The sequence below is a fragment of the Klebsiella quasivariicola genome (assembly GCF_002269255.1).
In the GTDB taxonomy this organism is placed as follows: Bacteria; Pseudomonadota; Gammaproteobacteria; order Enterobacterales; family Enterobacteriaceae; genus Klebsiella; species Klebsiella quasivariicola.
Genome location: NZ_CP022823.1, coordinates 1,593,505 through 1,611,315 on the forward strand (window position 1 = coordinate 1,593,505; position 17,811 = coordinate 1,611,315).

Annotated in this window: 17 protein-coding genes; 14 read left to right on the forward strand and 3 right to left on the reverse strand. The window is 55.9% G+C overall.

Annotation, left to right across the window (positions count from 1 at the left end; translation table 11 throughout):
* The first annotated feature begins 72 nt into the window (after positions 1-72).
* Positions 73-1,254: an MFS transporter gene (locus B8P98_RS08165; protein WP_025713428.1), complete on the forward strand. Its 1,182-nt coding sequence runs from the start codon at positions 73-75 to the stop codon at positions 1,252-1,254.
* A 1-nt stretch (position 1,255) separates the two neighbouring features.
* Here the strand turns inward: B8P98_RS08165 and B8P98_RS08170 are convergent, their stop codons facing one another.
* On the reverse strand, positions 1,256-1,993 hold the full coding sequence (locus B8P98_RS08170) for a GntR family transcriptional regulator (RefSeq protein ID WP_025713427.1): 738 nt from the start codon (positions 1,991-1,993) through the stop codon (positions 1,256-1,258).
* Between the two features lie 194 nt (positions 1,994-2,187).
* On the opposite strand from B8P98_RS08170, the gene B8P98_RS08175 reads away from it, so the two are divergent.
* The 4 genes from B8P98_RS08175 to B8P98_RS08190 all read left to right on the forward strand — a co-directional run bounded on the left by B8P98_RS08175 (position 2,188) and on the right by B8P98_RS08190 (position 5,987).
* Positions 2,188-2,502 carry a PTS sugar transporter subunit IIB gene (locus B8P98_RS08175; RefSeq protein WP_087806161.1) on the forward strand — a complete coding sequence of 105 codons (315 nt, stop codon included), beginning with the start codon at positions 2,188-2,190 and terminating at the stop codon, positions 2,500-2,502.
* Positions 2,503-2,607: 105 nt separating this feature from the next.
* Positions 2,608-3,930 carry a PTS sugar transporter subunit IIC gene (locus B8P98_RS08180; protein ID WP_025713425.1) on the forward strand — a complete coding sequence of 441 codons (1,323 nt, stop codon included), beginning with the start codon at positions 2,608-2,610 and terminating at the stop codon, positions 3,928-3,930.
* A gap of 11 nt (positions 3,931-3,941) precedes the next feature.
* Positions 3,942-4,253: a PTS lactose/cellobiose transporter subunit IIA gene (locus B8P98_RS08185; RefSeq protein WP_025713424.1), complete on the forward strand. Its 312-nt coding sequence runs from the start codon at positions 3,942-3,944 to the stop codon at positions 4,251-4,253.
* Positions 4,254-4,313: 60 nt separating this feature from the next.
* The gene (locus B8P98_RS08190; protein WP_087806163.1) at positions 4,314-5,987 is read left to right on the forward strand and encodes a carbohydrate porin; all 1,674 of its coding nucleotides are present in this window, start codon (positions 4,314-4,316) and stop codon (positions 5,985-5,987) included.
* 45 nt (positions 5,988-6,032) lie between these two features.
* On the opposite strand, the gene flk is transcribed toward B8P98_RS08190, so the two are convergent.
* The gene (flk, locus tag B8P98_RS08195; protein WP_042929579.1) at positions 6,033-7,013 is read right to left on the reverse strand and encodes a flagella biosynthesis regulator Flk; all 981 of its coding nucleotides are present in this window, start codon (positions 7,011-7,013) and stop codon (positions 6,033-6,035) included.
* 110 nt (positions 7,014-7,123) lie between these two features.
* On the opposite strand from flk, the gene pdxB reads away from it, so the two are divergent.
* The 9 genes from pdxB (at position 7,124) to purF (ending at position 16,221) form a co-directional block, all read left to right on the forward strand.
* The gene (gene pdxB / locus B8P98_RS08200; protein WP_080896892.1) at positions 7,124-8,260 is read left to right on the forward strand and encodes a 4-phosphoerythronate dehydrogenase PdxB; all 1,137 of its coding nucleotides are present in this window, start codon (positions 7,124-7,126) and stop codon (positions 8,258-8,260) included.
* A 63-nt stretch (positions 8,261-8,323) separates the two neighbouring features.
* Positions 8,324-9,337 carry an aspartate-semialdehyde dehydrogenase gene (locus tag B8P98_RS08205; protein WP_025713420.1) on the forward strand — a complete coding sequence of 338 codons (1,014 nt, stop codon included), beginning with the start codon at positions 8,324-8,326 and terminating at the stop codon, positions 9,335-9,337.
* A complete protein-coding gene (gene truA / locus B8P98_RS08210) occupies positions 9,337-10,149 on the forward strand; it encodes a tRNA pseudouridine(38-40) synthase TruA (RefSeq protein WP_080896893.1) in 813 nt (270 codons plus the stop codon). Before B8P98_RS08205 ends, truA begins: the two co-directional genes overlap by 1 nt.
* A 26-nt stretch (positions 10,150-10,175) precedes the next feature.
* Complete coding sequence (locus B8P98_RS08215) at positions 10,176-10,835, forward strand: DedA family protein (protein WP_025713418.1); 660 nt, start codon at positions 10,176-10,178, stop codon at positions 10,833-10,835.
* A gap of 186 nt (positions 10,836-11,021) precedes the next feature.
* A complete protein-coding gene (accD, locus tag B8P98_RS08220; RefSeq protein ID WP_002913220.1) occupies positions 11,022-11,942 on the forward strand; it encodes an acetyl-CoA carboxylase, carboxyltransferase subunit beta in 921 nt (306 codons plus the stop codon).
* A gap of 75 nt (positions 11,943-12,017) precedes the next feature.
* On the forward strand, positions 12,018-13,286 hold the full coding sequence (gene folC, locus B8P98_RS08225; RefSeq protein WP_080896894.1) for a bifunctional tetrahydrofolate synthase/dihydrofolate synthase: 1,269 nt from the start codon (positions 12,018-12,020) through the stop codon (positions 13,284-13,286).
* The gene (gene dedD / locus B8P98_RS08230; RefSeq protein ID WP_080896895.1) at positions 13,276-13,965 is read left to right on the forward strand and encodes a cell division protein DedD; all 690 of its coding nucleotides are present in this window, start codon (positions 13,276-13,278) and stop codon (positions 13,963-13,965) included. The genes folC and dedD overlap by 11 nt, the downstream gene beginning before the upstream one ends.
* 216 nt (positions 13,966-14,181) lie before the next feature.
* Positions 14,182-14,670 carry a colicin V production protein gene (gene cvpA / locus B8P98_RS08235; protein WP_002913214.1) on the forward strand — a complete coding sequence of 163 codons (489 nt, stop codon included), beginning with the start codon at positions 14,182-14,184 and terminating at the stop codon, positions 14,668-14,670.
* 33 nt (positions 14,671-14,703) lie between these two features.
* Positions 14,704-16,221, forward strand: coding sequence for an amidophosphoribosyltransferase (gene purF, locus B8P98_RS08240; protein WP_080896896.1), 1,518 nt, complete (start codon positions 14,704-14,706; stop codon positions 16,219-16,221).
* Between the two features lie 41 nt (positions 16,222-16,262).
* On the opposite strand, the gene B8P98_RS08245 is transcribed toward purF, so the two are convergent.
* Positions 16,263-17,690, reverse strand: a complete 1,428-nt coding sequence (locus B8P98_RS08245) for a sigma-54 interaction domain-containing protein (protein ID WP_080896897.1) — start codon at positions 17,688-17,690, stop codon at positions 16,263-16,265.
* Positions 17,691-17,811: the final 121 nt, after the last annotated feature.

Consider the following 17,811-nt stretch of genomic DNA (forward strand, 5'->3'; position numbering starts at 1 on the left):
CCTTAACCCTGATAGTCAGGTGGAGGGGGCGTGTCGCTTTGCTCGCCTTACTCTGCAAATCTGGAGTAATGCATGTCCGCAGTTACTGAAACAACATCCAATTCATCGGCGAATTTTTCGCTGTTTCGTATTACGTTTGCCGTCTTTTTGACCTATATGACCGTCGGTTTGCCGCTGCCGGTGATCCCGCTGTTTGTCCACCAGGAGCTGGGTTTTGGTAACACCGTGGTTGGCGTAGCGGTGGGGATCCAGTTCCTCGCCACCGTTCTGACCCGCGGCTACGCCGGGCGCCTGGCCGACCAGTACGGCGCCAAACGCTCCGTCCTGCAAGGGATGCTGGCCTGCGCCCTGGCCGGGGCGGCATGGCTGGCCGCCGCGCTGCTGCCGCTGCCGGTGCTCGCCAGACTTGGCCTGCTGCTGTTGGGTCGCTTGATCCTCGGGTTTGGCGAAAGTCAGCTGCTGACCGGTAATCTGAGCTGGGGAATGGGGCTTGTGGGACCCGCCCGCTCGGGCAAAGTGATGTCATGGAACGGCATGGCGATGTACGGTTCGCTGGCGGTCGGTGCCCCGCTGGGATTATTAATTTACAGCCAGTTTGGCGTGGCGGTCCTGGCCTGCGTCACCATGGGACTACCGCTCGTTGCCTGGCTTATCAACGGTAGCGTGCGTAAAGTGGCGGCCCACGGTGGCGAGCGACCTTCGCTGTGGGGCGTCATCGGTATGATCTGGCGGCCAGGTCTTGGCCTGGGCCTGCAGGGCGTCGGCTTTGCGGTGATCGGCACCTTCGTTTCGCTCTATTTTGCCAGTCATAGCTGGCCGATGGCCGGCTTTACCCTGACGGCGTTTGGCGGAGCCTTCGTGCTGATGCGGGTGCTGTTCGGCTGGATGCCAGATCGGTTCGGCGGCGTTAAGGTGGCGATGGTCTCGCTGCTGATAGAGGCGGTCGGTCTGACGCTGCTGGGGCTGGCGCCGGGCGTCTGGGTGGCGCTGGCCGGTGCGGCCCTGACCGGATGCGGCTGCTCCCTGATTTTCCCGTCGCTCGGCGTGGAGGTGGTCAAGCGCGTCCCGGCCCAGGTGCGCGGTACCGCGCTCGGCGGCTATGCGGCCTTTCAGGATATCTCCTATGGTCTGACCGGGCCGCTGACCGGTCTGCTGGCCACCTCGCTGGGCTACTCGTCGGTGTTCCTTGCCGGCGCCCTCTGCGCGGCGCTGGGGATCCTCGTCACCCTCATCTCTTTTCGCCGTCAGGGTTAGGTTATGGTCCGGTCTTGCCCGCGGGCAGGCCGGACGCCGTCTGCCGCGGCAGATAATACTTCACCTGGAACTCGAACATATTGGTATACAAAATGGAGTAATCGATAGGCTGGTGGTGTTCATCAATCGCCTGGGTCTGCATGCGAATAATCGGATCTTTAGCGCTGATATGCAGGAGGGTTGCCAGCTCAGGCGTCGGCAGTATCGGCACTATTGATTCGTAACATCCATTTATTCTTACTCCGCATTCGTTTTCTATATATGAAAACTTCGATTTCTTCATATGCGCGATGGTCAGATCGGGAAAGCGGGTCGCTGACAGCCAGGTTTCCTCTAATTGCATCGCAATATTATCGATAAAACGCAATCTTTTAGCATAATATACCGCTTCACCGTGCTGCAATTGCAGCCCACGGGCAATTTCCTCCGAGGCGGGCTGTAACTCAAATTTTAGGATCTGGCTGGAGGGCGTTTTCCCCTGATTACGGGCAATTTCGGTAAAACTGTCTAAATGCGTCACCGACGCCTGGAAATGCTTATTTCTAATCCATGTGCCTGAGCCATGTCGGCGTTCGATTAAACCATCCTCTTCCAGGGTTTTCAGCGCCTTACGTAACGTATTGCGTGAAACATCATAAAGTTCTGCTAACTCTTTTTCGGCTGGCAGAAGATCGCCAATGTTGTAGAACGGGCTATTAATTTTGTTTTTAAGCAAATTGACGATATTTTTGTAAACCACTTTTGAATCTCCATAATCCCTTTGGAAACATGGGCTTGCTATCGTACGACGTTAAGTACAGGCCAAGACGTTCATTTTTTGCTTTACTTCTGCACCACTTCAGGATGGCTAACTGTGATCAAAACCGCGGTTAAGAAAATTAACAATTATTAAAGTGCTCGTCAATTGAGGTCATAAATTAAAAGGATGAGTTAATGCAAAATATATTGTTAGTGTGTGCAGCAGGAATGTCGACCAGTATGTTAGTGAAGCGAATGCAGGAGCAGGCGGCGAATATTAAGGTTTCGGTGAATATCAATGCTATGGCTATTTCTGAAGCCAAAGAAAAGATTAAGAACAACGAAGTGGATGTTTTGCTTTTAGGCCCGCAGGTGCGTTTTCAAAAAAATGAAATAGAAGAGGTGGCTCAGGGTAAAATGCCGGTAGCGGTGATTGATATGAAATATTATGGGCAGATGGACGGTAAAGCCGTTCTGGATAATGCACTGGCATTACTGGCAAAGCGTTAGTTTCTTCATTATTCCCCGTTATTGTGTGGCTATGTCATTCAGGCCATGGACAGCTGTGGCTAAAACATGGTGACGCTAATTAATTATTATGAATAAGGGTTCGTCATGAGTTTCATGGATACCTTTGAGCGTGGCATGGAAAAAATTCTCGTGCCTGTCGCGATTAAATTAAATTCTCAGATCCACGTTTCAGCGATTCGCGATGCGTTTATTCTTTCGTTTCCCATCGTAATGGCCAGTTCGCTGATTATTCTTATCAACTTTGCTATTTTATCGCCTGACGGATTTATCGCCAGTATTCTGCATTTAGGCTCGATATTCCCCAATCTGGCGGAAGCGCAGCAGATTTTCACCCCGGTAATGAACGGGTCGGTCAATATCATGGCGATATTGATCACCTTTCTGGTGGCGCGCAATATGGCGATCAGCTATCAACAGGACGATCTCCTGTGCGGCCTGACGGCGATCGGCGCCTTTTTTGTCGTCTACACCCCTTACACCATCATTGATGGCCAGGCCTATCTGGCGACTAAATATCTTGGCCCGCAGGGGTTGTTTGTGGCGATTATCGTTGCGCTGATTTCCAGCGAGGTCTTTTGTCGCCTGGCGCGTAACCCAAAAGTGACCATCACTATGCCTGCCGCGGTGCCGCCGGCGGTGGCGCGTTCATTTAAGGTGTTGTTGCCGATTTTCTTCGTGATGATCTTCTTTTCGATCCTCAATTATCTGTTGACGCGTATTTCTCCAAATGGCCTTAACGACCTGATTTATACCCTTATTCAGGCCCCGCTGAAGGATATGGGGACCAACATTGTTACCGTTCTGGTGCTGGGGCTGGTGGCGAATTTCCTCTGGGTACTGGGGATCCATGGGCCGAATACCGTGGCCGCTATCCGGGAGACTATTTTCTCGGAAGCCAATCTCGAAAACCTCTCCTATGCCGCCTCACATGGCAGCACCTGGGGAGCGCCGTATCCCATCACCTGGACCGGTATCAACGATGCGTTTGCTAACTGCGGTGGGTCGGGTATGACGCTGGGGTTGCTGCTGGCCATTTTTATCGCCTCCCGGCGTAAAGATTACCGTGATCTGGCAAAAATGGCCTTCGTGCCGGGCCTGTTTAACATCAATGAGCCGGTGATGTTTGGTCTGCCGATTGTGCTTAACCCCATCCTGGTGATCCCGTTCATTCTGGTGCCGTTTGTGAATTCATTGATTGGCTATTTCTTTATCAGCATGGAGTTTATTCCGCCGATTGCTTATGCCGTCCCGTGGACCACACCCGGGCCGCTTATCGCCTTCTTTGGCACGGGAGGCAACTGGCTGGCGCTGTTTGTCGGCATCCTGTGCCTCGCGGTTTCAACACTGATTTACTTACCGTTTGTGATTGCCGCTAACAAGGTCAATACCGCAGCGGCGGCGGAATAGAGAGGATAGCAATGTTTGCAGATGAAAGTACGGTCATGGAACTGCTGATCTATGCCGGTCAGGCGCGCTCAGACGCCATGGAGACGATAGCCGCGTCCCGACAGCGCGAGTGGGGGCGGGCTACGGAGTTGATGGCCAGCTCCGACGCGGCCTGCCGCGCCGCACATAAGATCCAAACGATGTTGATCGGTGAGGACGAAGGCTGTGGAAAAATAACCGTTAACCTTATTCTGGTACACGCGCAGGACCATTTAATGACGGCCATGCTATGTCAGGATCTCGCTAAAGAAATTATTGCCTTACGCAACGAACTCTCTGCCTGATTTATCCGCCTTCAGCCGTTCTGGCTGAAGGTGAATTATAACAATATGTAAAGGTACCCTATGTATTCAAGTCAATTGAAGGTGAGCTTATTGTCTTTATCGGTACTGCTGGCTATTTCGACAAATGATGTGATGGCGGCTAAATTAACCATTGAACAGCGTCTGGAATTACTGGAGTCAGAACTTTCGGCGAATAAAAAAGAGCTGCAAAAAACACAATCTCAATTATCGACCTATAAAGGCAAGGTAGCCGAATTACAAAAAAGCATTAAGGAGAATGAAAAACGTCAGCTCACTGCGGGTTATTCAACGGCAACGTCACCGGTGGCGGAAAATATTGCCAACGAGAATAATGAACTGAGTAAAAAAGCCGCCCCGGTGCAGGTGAAAGCCAGTCAGCAGGTGGCGGTTATCGATACCGACGGTCAGAAGCCGAAACTGGAAAGCGTCACCCTGAAGGACATCAGTAAATTTGTCAAAGACGATATTGGCTTTAGCTACCAGGGGTACTTCCGTTCCGGCTGGGGGACGTCAAACCATGGATCGTCACAGACCTATGCCCCCGGCTCGCTGGGCCGTTTTGGTAATGAAATGAGTGGCTGGTTCGACTTAACGCTGAATCAGCGGGTCTATAACCAGGATGGCAAAACGGCGAATGCCGTCGTGACATACGACGGCAACGTCGGCGAGCAGTATAACGACGCCTGGTTTGCCGGCCAGGATACCGACAGCATTTTGCAGTTTAGTGATATTTTCCTGACCACCAAAGGTTTCCTGCCGTTCGCGCCCGAGGCGGATTTCTGGGTCGGCAAACATAAACTGCCCGAGTATGAAATTCAGATGCTGGACTGGAAGTCACTGACCACCGACGTTGCGGCCGGGGTCGGGATCCAGAACTGGGCGCTGGGGGTGGGTCAGCTGGATGCTTCCGTCAGCCGGAACGACGTCGACGTGTACTCCCGTGATTTCACGCAAACCACCCAGATGAACACCAACTCCGTCGACCTGCGCTATCGCAATATTCCGCTGTGGCAGTCGGGGTCGCTGTCGTTAATGGGCAAATACGCGTTTGCTAATAAAAATGACGAGCAGGAGAGAAACGAAGATAACAACAGCTACTTCCGGTTCAAAGATACCTGGATGGCCACCGCTATTATTCGTCAGGAGCTGGAGCGTAAAGGCTTCAACGAATTTACGCTGCAGGTGGCGAATAACTCATACGCCAGCAGTTTCGCCAACTTCTCCGGCGCCAGTAACTCCATGGCCAGCGGACGCTATTACTATGGCGATCATACCAACGGCGTGGCCTGGCGTTTGATCTCGCAGGGAGAAATGTATCTTGCCGATCGTATTATCATGGCGAATTCGCTGGTATGGGCCCACGGTAACGATATCTATAGCTATGAAAGCGGGGCGCACAGCGATTTTGACAGCCTGCGCGCGGTGATCCGCCCGGCCTGGATATGGAATACCTGGAACCAGACCGGGGTTGAGCTGGGGTGGTTTACCCAGAAAAATACCACCAGCCAGAGCGGCGATCTGAAAGAGTCGGCGTATAAAACCACGCTGTACCATGCGCTCAAGGTCGGCCCGAGTCTGTTGGGGTCGCGGCCTGAAATTCGCTTCTATGGTACCTATATCAATATTCTTGATAACCAGCTGTCGCAATTCACCTTCAATGACGAAAGTAAAGATGAGTTTATGGTTGGCGTTCAGGCAGAGGTGTGGTGGTAACCGGTAAATCACCTACAGGCGCCCGCGCGATGCGGGCGTTCCGGGCTACAGCAGCCACCATAGCAGAAGCAGCAGGATCAGCACTCCGCCCAGCACCAGCTGCCACGGCTTAGCGGACCACATCCGCTTCGCCGCGGGTTCCTCCAGCGGGATGGCCAGCGTCTCCTGGGCACGGGCTACCCGCAGCACAAACACCTTATTCAGCAACGCCAGGATCTGCGCCGGACTCAGCGTGGTCTGCGGCGTGATCTGCCAGTTGCGACTTGCAAAGTCGACAATCTTTTGCCACTCCGCGGCTTCCAGCGGCTGCTTGAGCGCCCCCTGCAGCGAGGTGAGCGTGGGCGCGCTTTGCGCACTCAGCGTCTGCCGCGCCTGAAGCCAGTACGAAAGCGGCAGGAAGTGCGTCGCCGGGATCAGCTCCCCGGACTTGACGCCGCAAAGCTCCAGCATGGACTGCCAAATCAGTTTGCTTGGTTCACCGGTGGCGGCCGCCAGCTTAGTCACCAGCTGATTAAGCGTGTTGTGCTCGGCCGGCAACAGCGGGCGCAGGGTTGGCGGGCGCTGCTGTGGCTGCGGGATCGACAGCTGACCGCGCTGCAGCAGATGCAGAATATTCTCCAGCTGCGGCTGGCTGAGTGCGTGCAGCGCGGTTTGCCCATAATGCTGACGAATATAATCACTCACCGCCTGGCGGTTATTGCCCTGGCCAAGCAGATCGCTGAGCTGCGCCAGCGTCTGGCGGTGATGATGATTGTCCTGAGCCGTGGCTAAACGCTGATTGAGACTCGCCTCGGCGGCGTTGAAATGGCGGGCCAGCAGGGGCGTATCGCCTTTCAGGCCGAGGTCGTGTTTGACGCAGGCCCACACTTCCGCATTCTGCTGCGAGGTCAGCGCCACCAGGCGCGTGATCAGTCGCTCCAGGACGGTGCGTTGCTGCATGGAAAGTGAAGGTTCGCCGGTGGCGGCAGTGCCTGAAGGACCTCGCCCCGGAGGACGGTCTGGCATATCTGCAAGGGGGTGCGTCATGATTCATCCTTTCGATATCGCGGTGCTGGAACCAGGTGATGAGTATGCCTGGCGGCCAGATTATGGCACACTTCCCCGGTTAACTCTCGTTCTCAGACAGGTACTGAACTGTGAAAATCCTCGTTGATGAAAATATGCCCTATGCCCGTGAGCTTTTTAGCCGTTTAGGCGCTGTGCAGGCGATCCCGGGCCGTCCGGTTCCGGCCGATGCCCTGACCGATGCAGACGCCTTAATGGTACGCTCGGTCACCCGGGTCAATGAAGCATTACTCGCCGGCAAGGCCATCAAGTTCGTCGGCACGGCGACCGCAGGCACCGATCACGTTGATCAAGCGTGGCTGCAGCAGGCGGGGATTGGTTTCTCCGCGGCGCCTGGCTGCAACGCCATTGCGGTGGTGGAGTACGTCTTTTCATCGCTGCTGATGCTGGCCGAACGTGACGGCTTTGCGCTGCGCGATCGCACCGTTGGGATCGTTGGCGTCGGCAACGTCGGCGGGCGGCTGCAAAAGCGCCTGGAAGCATTGGGGATCAAAACCCTGCTCTGCGACCCACCGCGCGCCGATCGCGGTGACGAAGGCGACTTCCGCTCCCTCGAGGCGCTGGTTAAGGAAGCCGATGTGCTGACCTTCCACACGCCTCTATATAAAGAAGGGCAATATAAAACCCTGCATCTGGCGGATGAGGCGCTGATTAGCCGCCTGAAGCCAGGAACGATTTTGATCAACGCCTGCCGCGGGCCGGTAGTGGATAACGCCGCGTTGCTGAAACGGCTGGAAGCCGGCCAGCCGCTGAGCGTGGTGCTCGACGTCTGGGAGCCGGAGCCGGATCTCAACGTTGAGCTTCTCAAGCGGGTGGATATCGGTACGGCGCATATCGCCGGTTACACCCTCGAAGGGAAGGCGCGCGGTACGACGCAGGTGTTTGAAGCCTATAGCGCGTTCATTGGCCATCCCCAGCAGGTGGCGCTGGATACTTTGCTGCCGGCCCCGGAGTTTGGCCGCATCACCCTGCATGGGCCGCTCGATCAGCCGACGCTGAAAAGACTGGTCCATTTGGTGTATGATGTGCGCCGCGATGATGCGCCGCTGCGAAAGGTAGCGGGCGTCGCCGGTGAATTCGACAAGCTGCGCAAAAATTATCAGGAACGCCGCGAATGGTCTTCGCTGTACGTACAGTGCAGCGATGAGCAGGCGGCGACGCTGTTGCGCCAGCTCGGTTTTAACGCTGTGCATCATCCTGTTCGTTAATGTCTTCTTAATGCCCCTGCCGGATACTCCGGCAGGGCCGCTTTATTTCTGGAGTAAACCACCATGTCTGAAGGCTGGAATATTGCCGTACTGGGCGCAACGGGCGCCGTAGGCGAAGCCCTGCTCGAAACTCTTGCTGAACGCCAGTTCCCGGTGGGGGAGATTTTTGCTCTGGCACGCAATGAAAGCGCGGGCGAACATCTGCGGTTTGGTGGCAAGTCGGTGATCGTCAGGGACGCCGCCGAATTTGACTGGACCCAGGCCCAGCTGGCCTTTTTCGCTGCCGGCGTCGAAGCCAGTGCAGCGTATATCGAAGACGCTACCAATGCTGGTTGTCTGGTCATCGATCTCAGCGGCCTGTTTGCGCTGGAGCCGGACGTACCGCTGGTGGTGCCGGATGTGAACCCGTTCGTATTAGGCGATTATCGCAACCGCAACCTGATTGCGGTGCCCAACAGCCTGACCAGCCAGCTGCTGACGGCACTCAAGCCGCTTATCGATCAGGGCGGGCTGTCGCGCATCAGCGTCACCAACCTGCTCTCCGCCTCGGGACAGGGGAAAAAAGCGGTGGATGCGCTGGCAGGGCAGAGCGCCAAGCTGCTGAACGGCATCCCTATCGATGAAGATGATTTCTTCGGCCGCCAGCTGGCGTTCAATATGCTGCCGTTGCTGCCGGATCGTGAAGGTAGCGTGCGCGAAGAGCGGCGTATCGTCGATGAAGCGCGCAAAGTTCTCCAGGATGACGGGCTGATGATCTCCGCCAGCGTCGTTCAGTCGCCGGTCTTCTACGGCCATGCGCAGATGGTGAGCTTCGAAGCGATGCGTCCACTGGCGGCGGAAGAGGCGCGCGACGCCTTTACCCGCGGCGAGGATATCGAGCTTTCTGAAGAGGGGGAATTCCCGACCCAGGTTGGCGATGCCTCCGGCAATGCCCGCCTCTCCATCGGCTGCGTGCATAACGATTACGGTATGCCGGAGCAGGTCCAGTTCTGGTCGGTGGCGGATAACGTCCGCTTCGGCGGCGCGCTGATGGCGGTGAAGATCGCCGAGAAGCTGATCGAGGAGTACCTGTACTGATGTCTGAGATGGAGCAACAGCCGGTCTGTAAAATCGCGCTGGGCATCGAGTACGACGGCAGCAAATATTACGGCTGGCAGCGGCAAAACGAAGTGCGCAGCGTGCAGGAGAAGCTGGAAAAGGCGCTCTCGCAGGTGGCGAACGAACCGATTACCGTTTTTTGCGCTGGCCGCACCGACGCCGGTGTTCATGGCACCGGCCAGGTGGTGCATTTCGAAACCCGGGCGCAGCGGAAAGATGCCGCCTGGACGCTGGGGGTAAATGCGAATTTACCTGGTGACATCGCGGTGCGTTGGGTCAAACATGTGCCGGCGGATTTTCACGCCCGGTTCAGCGCCACGGCGCGCCGCTATCGTTACGTCATCTATAATCATCGCCTGCGTCCGGCGGTGTTGAGCCAGGGCGTGACGCATTTTCACCAGCCGCTTGATGCCGCGCGTATGCAGCGCGCCGCGCAGTGTCTGCTGGGAGAGAATGATTTCACCTCGTTTCGCGCGGTGCAGTGTCAGTCGCGCACCCCGTGGCGCAACGTGATGCATATTAACGTTAACCGCTACGGCGCGTATGTGGTGGTGGATATCAAAGCGAATGCCTTTGTACATCATATGGTCAGGAATATCGTAGGCAGCCTGATGGAAGTCGGGGCCGGAAACCAGCCGGAGAGCTGGATGGCAGAGCTGCTGGCAGCAAAAGACAGGACGCTCGCTGCGGCGACGGCAAAAGCGGAAGGGTTGTATCTGGTGTCGGTGGATTACCCGGCCCACTATGATTTACCGGTGCTGCCAATGGGCCCGCTGTTTCTGGCGGACTAATAGGGTCATTAAGGGTAAAGACGAATATGGACTTGATTCACTTTTTAATTGATTTCATCCTGCATATTGATGTGCACCTTGCCGAGCTGGTAGCCCAGTACGGCGTCTGGGTTTATGCCATTCTGTTTTTGATTCTGTTCTGCGAAACCGGGCTGGTGGTCACGCCGTTCCTGCCGGGGGATTCACTGCTGTTTGTGGCGGGGGCGCTCTCGGCTTTGCCGACGAACGATCTTAATGTTCACCTGATGGTATTGCTGATGGTCATCGCGGCCATCGTCGGCGATGCGGTCAACTACACCATTGGCCGACTGTTCGGCGAGAAGCTGTTCAGTAATCCGAACTCGAAGATTTTCCGTCGTAGCTATCTGGATAAAACCCATAGCTTCTATGAACGTCACGGCGGAAAAACCATTATCCTGGCGCGCTTTGTGCCGATAGTCCGAACCTTCGCACCGTTTGTGGCGGGAATGGGACATATGTCCTATCGTCATTTTGCGGCCTATAACGTGGTTGGGGCGCTGCTGTGGGTGCTGCTGTTTAGCTACGCTGGCTATCTCTTTGGCGACCTGCCGGTGGTGCAGGAGAACCTGAAGCTGCTGATAGTGGCGATCATCGTTCTCTCGGTTCTGCCGGGCGTGATTGAGATTATTCGCCATAAGCGGGCGGCGGCAAAGCAGGCTAAGTAGCCCGGCCTGCGCTGCGCGCAGCCGCGCATGACGGTCACGCGCAGCGGTTTGACCACTTTTTTATCCCATGTTCCGGGATGATATGATTTAATGTGCAACATTCATGGTCTGTAAGAGGCAAAAATGGCATTATGCGCCCCTTACGACAAAACTGGCATCGACCAGGTTCAGGCAGAAAGGTTATCAATGAGCTGGATTGAACGAATTAAAAGCAACATCACTCCCACCCGTAAGGCGAGCATTCCTGAGGGTGTATGGACCAAGTGCGACAGCTGCGGTCAGGTACTCTACCGCGCCGAGCTGGAGCGCAACCTGGAGGTTTGTCCTAAGTGCGATCACCATATGCGCATGTCGGCGCGTAATCGCCTGCATAGCCTGTTGGATGAAGGTTCTCTGGTAGAACTGGGTAGCGAACTTGAGCCAAAAGATGTGCTGAAGTTCCGCGATTCAAAAAAATACAAAGACCGCCTGGCGTCCGCGCAGAAAGAGACGGGCGAGAAAGACGCGCTGGTGGTGATGAAAGGCACGCTGTACGCGATGCCGGTGGTTGCCGCTGCCTTTGAGTTCTCCTTTATGGGTGGCTCGATGGGGTCCGTCGTCGGCGCACGCTTTGTGCGCGCGGTGGAGCAGGCGCTGGAAGACAATTGCCCGCTGATCTGCTTCTCCGCCTCCGGTGGCGCCCGTATGCAGGAAGCGCTGATGTCGCTGATGCAGATGGCGAAAACCTCCGCCGCGCTGGCGAAAATGCAGGAGCGCGGATTACCGTACATCTCCGTGCTGACCGACCCAACGATGGGCGGCGTATCGGCGAGCTTTGCGATGCTGGGCGACCTGAACATTGCCGAGCCGAAAGCGCTGATCGGCTTTGCCGGTCCTCGCGTCATTGAGCAGACCGTACGCGAGAAGCTGCCGCCGGGATTCCAGCGCAGCGAGTTCCTGATTGAAAAAGGGGCGATCGATATGATCGTTCGCCGCCCGGAAATGCGTCTCAAGCTGGCCAGCATTCTGGCAAAGCTGATGAACCTGCCGGCGCCGGTTGCCGTTTCGGAAGCGCCGCATGAAGGCGTGGTGGTGCCGCCGGCACCGGATCAGGAACCCGAGGCCTGATAAAGCAGAGGGCAGGGCCTGGCGGCGCTGCCCTTTTTTATTCATACGCGTTAACCGTCAATTCTTGCGGGCATCATGGAAAAAGATCCTATTCCTCAGGCCACGTCGCCCCTGGCTACGTGGCTTTCTTATCTGGAACATCTGCACAGTAAAACCATCGACCTGGGGCTGGCGCGCGTCAGCGAGGTCGCACGGCAGATGGATATCGTTAAACCGGCGCCGTTTGTCTTTACCGTCGCGGGCACCAACGGCAAAGGCACCACCTGCCGCACGCTGGAAACCGTCCTGATGGCGGCCGGCTATAAAGTGGGGGTCTACAGCTCCCCGCACCTGGTGCGCTACACCGAACGCGTGCGCGTTCAGGGGGCTGAACTGCCGGAGGCGGCGCATACGGCTTCGTTTGCTGAAATTGAAGCGGCGCGGGGCGATATCTCGTTGACCTATTTTGAGTACGGCACGCTCTCGGCGCTATGGCTGTTTAAGCAGGCGCAGCTCGATGTGGTGATCCTGGAGGTGGGCCTCGGCGGCCGTCTCGACGCCACCAACATCGTAGATGCCGACGTCGCGGTGGTCACCAGCATTGCGCTCGATCATACCGACTGGCTGGGGCCAGATCGCGAAAGTATTGGCCGGGAAAAAGCGGGTATCTTCCGCGCCGGTAAACCGGCGATAGTGGGTGAGCCGGATATGCCGCACACCATTGCTGACGTGGCGAGCGAGAAGGGCGCGCTGCTTCAGCGCCGCGGCGTCGACTGGCGCTATGAGGTGGAGGGTGAGACATGGTCCTTCCGCGACGCGGCCGGGGCGTTAAGCCACCTGCCGTTGCCTCAGGTGCCGTTGCCGAATGCGGCGACGGCCGTGGCGGCGCTGCGCGCCAGCGGGATTGCCGTGGATGACGCCATCCTGCGCGCGGGGATCCGCGACGCGATGTTGCCGGGGCGTTTTCAGATAATTAGCAACGCCCCGCGGGTGATCCTTGATGTGGCGCATAACCCGCACGCGGCGGCTTATCTCGCCGGCCGTCTCAAAACGTTAGCGAAAACGGGACGCGTGCTGGCGGTTATTGGTATGCTGCACGATAAGGACATTGCCGGTACGCTGGCCAATCTGGCGCCGGAAGTCGACGTCTGGTACTGCGCGCCGCTGGATGGGCCGCGCGGGGCGACGGCGGAACAGCTGGTGGAACATTTGCGTGGCGGCACAGTCTATAGCAGCGTGGCGCAGGCGTGGCAGGCGGCCATGGCTGACGCTAAAGTGGAAGATACCGTGCTGGTGTGTGGTTCATTTCATACCGTAGCGCAGGTAATGGAAGAGATAGACGCGGGGAGAATCGGTGGCGAGTAAGTTTCAGAACCGTTTAGTCGGGACAATCGTGCTGGTGGCGCTGGGGGTGATTATCCTGCCAGGGCTGCTGGACGGGCAGAAAAAGCATTACCAGGATGAGTTTGCCGCGATCCCGCTGGTGCCGAAACCGGGCGATCGCGATGAACCGGATATGCTGCCAGCGGCGACCCAGGCCCTGCCTTCGCAGCCGCCGGAAGGGGCGGCGGAAGAGGTGCGGGCTGGCGATGCCGCCGCGCCATCGTTAGATCCGTCGCGTATTCCGGTGAACAGCAACAGCTTCGATGATGTTCAGGAACCGGTAGTTGCCGCGAAACCGCAGCCTAAGCCGCAGCCAAAACCACAGCCGCAGCAGCAGGTCGCGACGCCAACGCCGCCGCCGGCTAAGCCACAGCAGCAACAGTCCCCGCAGCAGCAGGCGGCCCTGCCGGCGCCGACCGGGAAAGCCTATGTGGTTCAGCTGGGTGCGCTGAAGAACGCCGATAAGGTGAATGAGATTGTCGGTAAACTGCGTGCCTCGGGTTTCAAAGTCTATACATCGCCTTCGACGCCGGTACAGGGTAAAATTACCCGCATCCTCGTCGGCCCGGATGCATCAAAAGATAAGCTGAAAGGCCAGCTGGGCGATCTGCAACAGATCTCCGGGCTTAGCGGGGTGGTGATGGGCTTTACCCCGAACTGATGGTTTTTTCCGCCATGCGGAGAGAACCTTGCGGGGCGAAATCCCCCGCAAACCCTGTCTCAGCCGCCCTGAAGAGGCGAAAGGCAGTCTGGCGTTGAATGTTTTTTCAGCGCCATTTTTATTTCTGTAGGGCAAGGAAATCCCTACGCAAACGTTTTCTTTTTCTGTTAGAATGCGCCCCGAACTGGACGACAGGGCGTAAATCGTGGGACGTATATGGTCTGGATTGATTACGCCATTATGGCGGTGCTGGGTCTTTCTTGCCTGGTCAGCCTGATCCGCGGCTTCGTTCGCGAAGCTTTATCGTTAGTCACGTGGGGTTGCGCATTTTATGTCGCCAGCCACTACTACGCTGACCTGTCTGTCTGGTTTACGGGCTTTGAGGATGAACGGGTTCGAAATGGGATTGCTATTGCGGCGCTGTTTATCGTGACGCTCATCGTTGGCGCTATCGTGAACTATGTGATAGGCCAGCTGGTGGAGAAGACCGGTTTGTCAGGAACCGACAGGGTATTGGGGATCTGCTTCGGCGCGCTACGTGGGGTGCTGATCATCGCCGCTATCTTGTTCTTCCTTGATACCTTTACCGGGATGGCGAAGAGCGATGACTGGCATCAGTCGCAGTTTATTCCCTATTTTACCCCCGTCATCAGATGGTTTTTTGAATACCTGCAAAGCTCGTCAAGTTTCTTGCCTAAAGTATAGACTTTGGGTCGTTGCTGAACGAGGAAAAGACGTATGTGCGGTATTGTCGGTATCGCCGGTGTTATGCCGGTTAACCAGTCGATTTATGATGCGCTAACGGTGCTCCAGCACCGTGGACAGGATGCCGCTGGCATCATCACCATTGATGCCAACAACTGCTTCCGGTTGCGTAAGGCTAACGGGCTGGTAAGCGACGTATTCGAAGCCCGCCATATGCAGCGTATGCAGGGCAATATGGGGATTGGCCACGTGCGTTACCCCACGGCGGGCAGCTCCAGCGCCTCCGAGGCGCAGCCGTTTTACGTAAACTCGCCGTATGGCATCACCTTGGCGCATAATGGCAATCTGACCAACGCGCACGAGCTGCGTAAAAAGCTGTTTGAAGAAAAACGCCGCCATATCAATACCACCTCTGATTCCGAAATCCTCCTCAATATTTTCGCCAGTGAGCTGGATAACTTCCGTCACTACCCGCTGGAAGCGGACAACATCTTCGCTGCGATTGCGGCGACCAACCGCCTGATCCGCGGCGCGTACGCGTGCGTGGCGATGATCATCGGTCATGGCATGGTGGCCTTCCGCGACCCCAACGGCATTCGTCCGCTGGTGCTGGGTAAACGCGACGTTGGCGATGGCCGCACCGAGTATATGGTGGCCTCGGAAAGCGTGGCGCTCGATACCCTCGGTTTTGAATTCCTGCGCGATGTCGCGCCGGGCGAAGCGGTCTATATTACCGAGAAAGGCCAGCTGTTTACCCGTCAGTGTGCCGATAATCCGGTCAGCAACCCGTGCCTGTTCGAGTACGTCTATTTTGCCCGTCCAGACTCGTTTATCGACAAAATTTCCGTCTACAGCGCCCGCGTCAATATGGGGACCAAGCTGGGCGAGAAGATTGCCCGCGAGTGGGAAGATCTGGATATTGACGTCGTTATTCCGATCCCGGAGACCTCCTGCGACATCGCTCTGGAAATCGCCCGCATTCTCGACAAGCCTTATCGTCAGGGCTTCGTGAAGAACCGCTACGTCGGCCGGACGTTTATCATGCCGGGCCAGCAGCTGCGTCGTAAATCTGTTCGCCGTAAGCTCAACGCCAACCGCGCGGAATTCCGCGATAAGAATGTGCTGCTGGTCGACGATTCCATTGTACGCGGCACCACCTCTGAGCAGATCATTGAGATGGCGCGCGAAGCCGGGGCGAAAAAAGTTTATCTGGCCTCTGCTGCACCGGAAATTCGCTTCCCGAACGTCTACGGTATCGATATGCCGACCGCCACCGAGCTGATTGCTCATGGCCGCGAAGTGGACGAGATCCGCCAGATCATCGGCGCCGACGGCCTGATTTTCCAGGATCTCAACGATCTGATCGACGCGGTGCGCGCGGAGAACCCGGATATTCAGCAGTTTGAATGCTCGGTGTTCAACGGCGTGTACGTCACACGGGATGTCGACCAGCAGTACCTCGACTACCTTGATTCTCTGCGTAACGATGATGCCAAAGCGGTCCAGCTGCAGAACGAAGTGGAAAACCTCGAGATGCACAACGAGGGGTAAATGAGCTACAGCAGCCAGCGGCGTTGCGTCGCTGGCGATGCTTAACGGTGTACGACGCCAAAACGGATGCCGTATTTCTGTACCTTGTAGTTCAGCGTCGTTCGGGAGATGTTGAGGCTGCGCGCCGCCGCTGCAATATTTCCCTGATAAGTATCCAGCGCGGTTTCTATCAACCCCCTTTCGTAATTTGCTACCCGTGCCTCGAGAGAGCTCTCGTTATCCGGTTCTGCTGCCGGGAGAGAGGGAAGCGATGTTGGGGTCTCCGGGCCGCCTAAATTCAGTTCTTCGTTTTCAAATACGATCTTTTTCAGCATGCCATCGGTTTCCTGCATGATCATACTGCGGACAATGGCGTTTTCCAGCATCCTGACATTGCCCGGCCAGGAATGGCTCAGTAGCGTAATACGTGCCGCCTCGCTGAGACCATGGATATCTTGCGGAACTTCACTGCGATATTTATCAATGAAATAATTTGCCAACAGAGGAATATCTTCCGGGCGAGTGCGTAGTGGCGGAAGCATGAGCATCCCGACGTTAAGCCGATAAAACAGGTCCGGGCGCAGACGCTCTTGCTGAATCAATCGCGCAGGGGATTCATTCATTGCAGCAATAATACGCACGTCGGAATGAATAGGGTGTTGACCGCCTAGCCTCCAGAACGTTTTATCCTGTAAGAAGCGAAGCAACTTGCTCTGCATCTCGATTGGCATTGCGTTCAGTTCATCAAGAAAAAGCGTTCCACCGTTTGCCAGTTCCAGATAGCCCTGGCTGTTTTCCGCGCCAGTATAAGCGCCGCGCATAGCGCCAAAAAGCGTACTCTCCACCAGGGTTGGCGGGAGCGCCCCGCAATTCAGCGCAATGAAGGGTTTGTTGGCGCGTTTACTGCACTGGTGGATAAGACGGGAGAAAAGTTCCTTACCCGTACCCGTTTCGCCAACAATTGTCACGGGAATATTACTCACCGCCAGACGTTTAGCTTTGGCAATAATGGCAAGCATTTCGGCGTTTTCAGTAATGATAGCATGGTGCTTTTCACGGCCCTGAGCGTAAAGCAGATGGTTTAGCTCAACAACCTGTTCCTGTAATCGCCGGACGCCGGACATATTCCTGCCGATTTCGATAACACCGACCATATTGCCCTTGCTGGAGTAGAGCGGGGCGGTGGTATGTTGGTAATCCACCGCCTGGCCCCGGGCATTGTAGTAAATCTGGTAATGACCAATATACTCGACCCCGTCTTTTAGTGAAGAAAGCATCGTACTTTGGTTCTCTTTCATGCTGGGGTAGACATCCAGCATATGTTTACCCATCGCTTGTTCAATACTATACCCGTCCAGATCGGCGCTTTCCTGGTTGTAATACACATATTCACCTCGTTCGTTAATGACGGCCAACGGTTGATGTATCAGATCGAAAAAACGAGAGAACATTTTAAGTGCGGAAGCGAGCTCTTCATTGGTTGATGCCATAACGAAATCAAATCCTTTCTACCCGTAATATCCATATTATAAGTGTGACAAATTTTCGTCGCTATGATGAATAACACATGATTTGACGAAAATTACAAAAAAGACAATTACATAACCATTT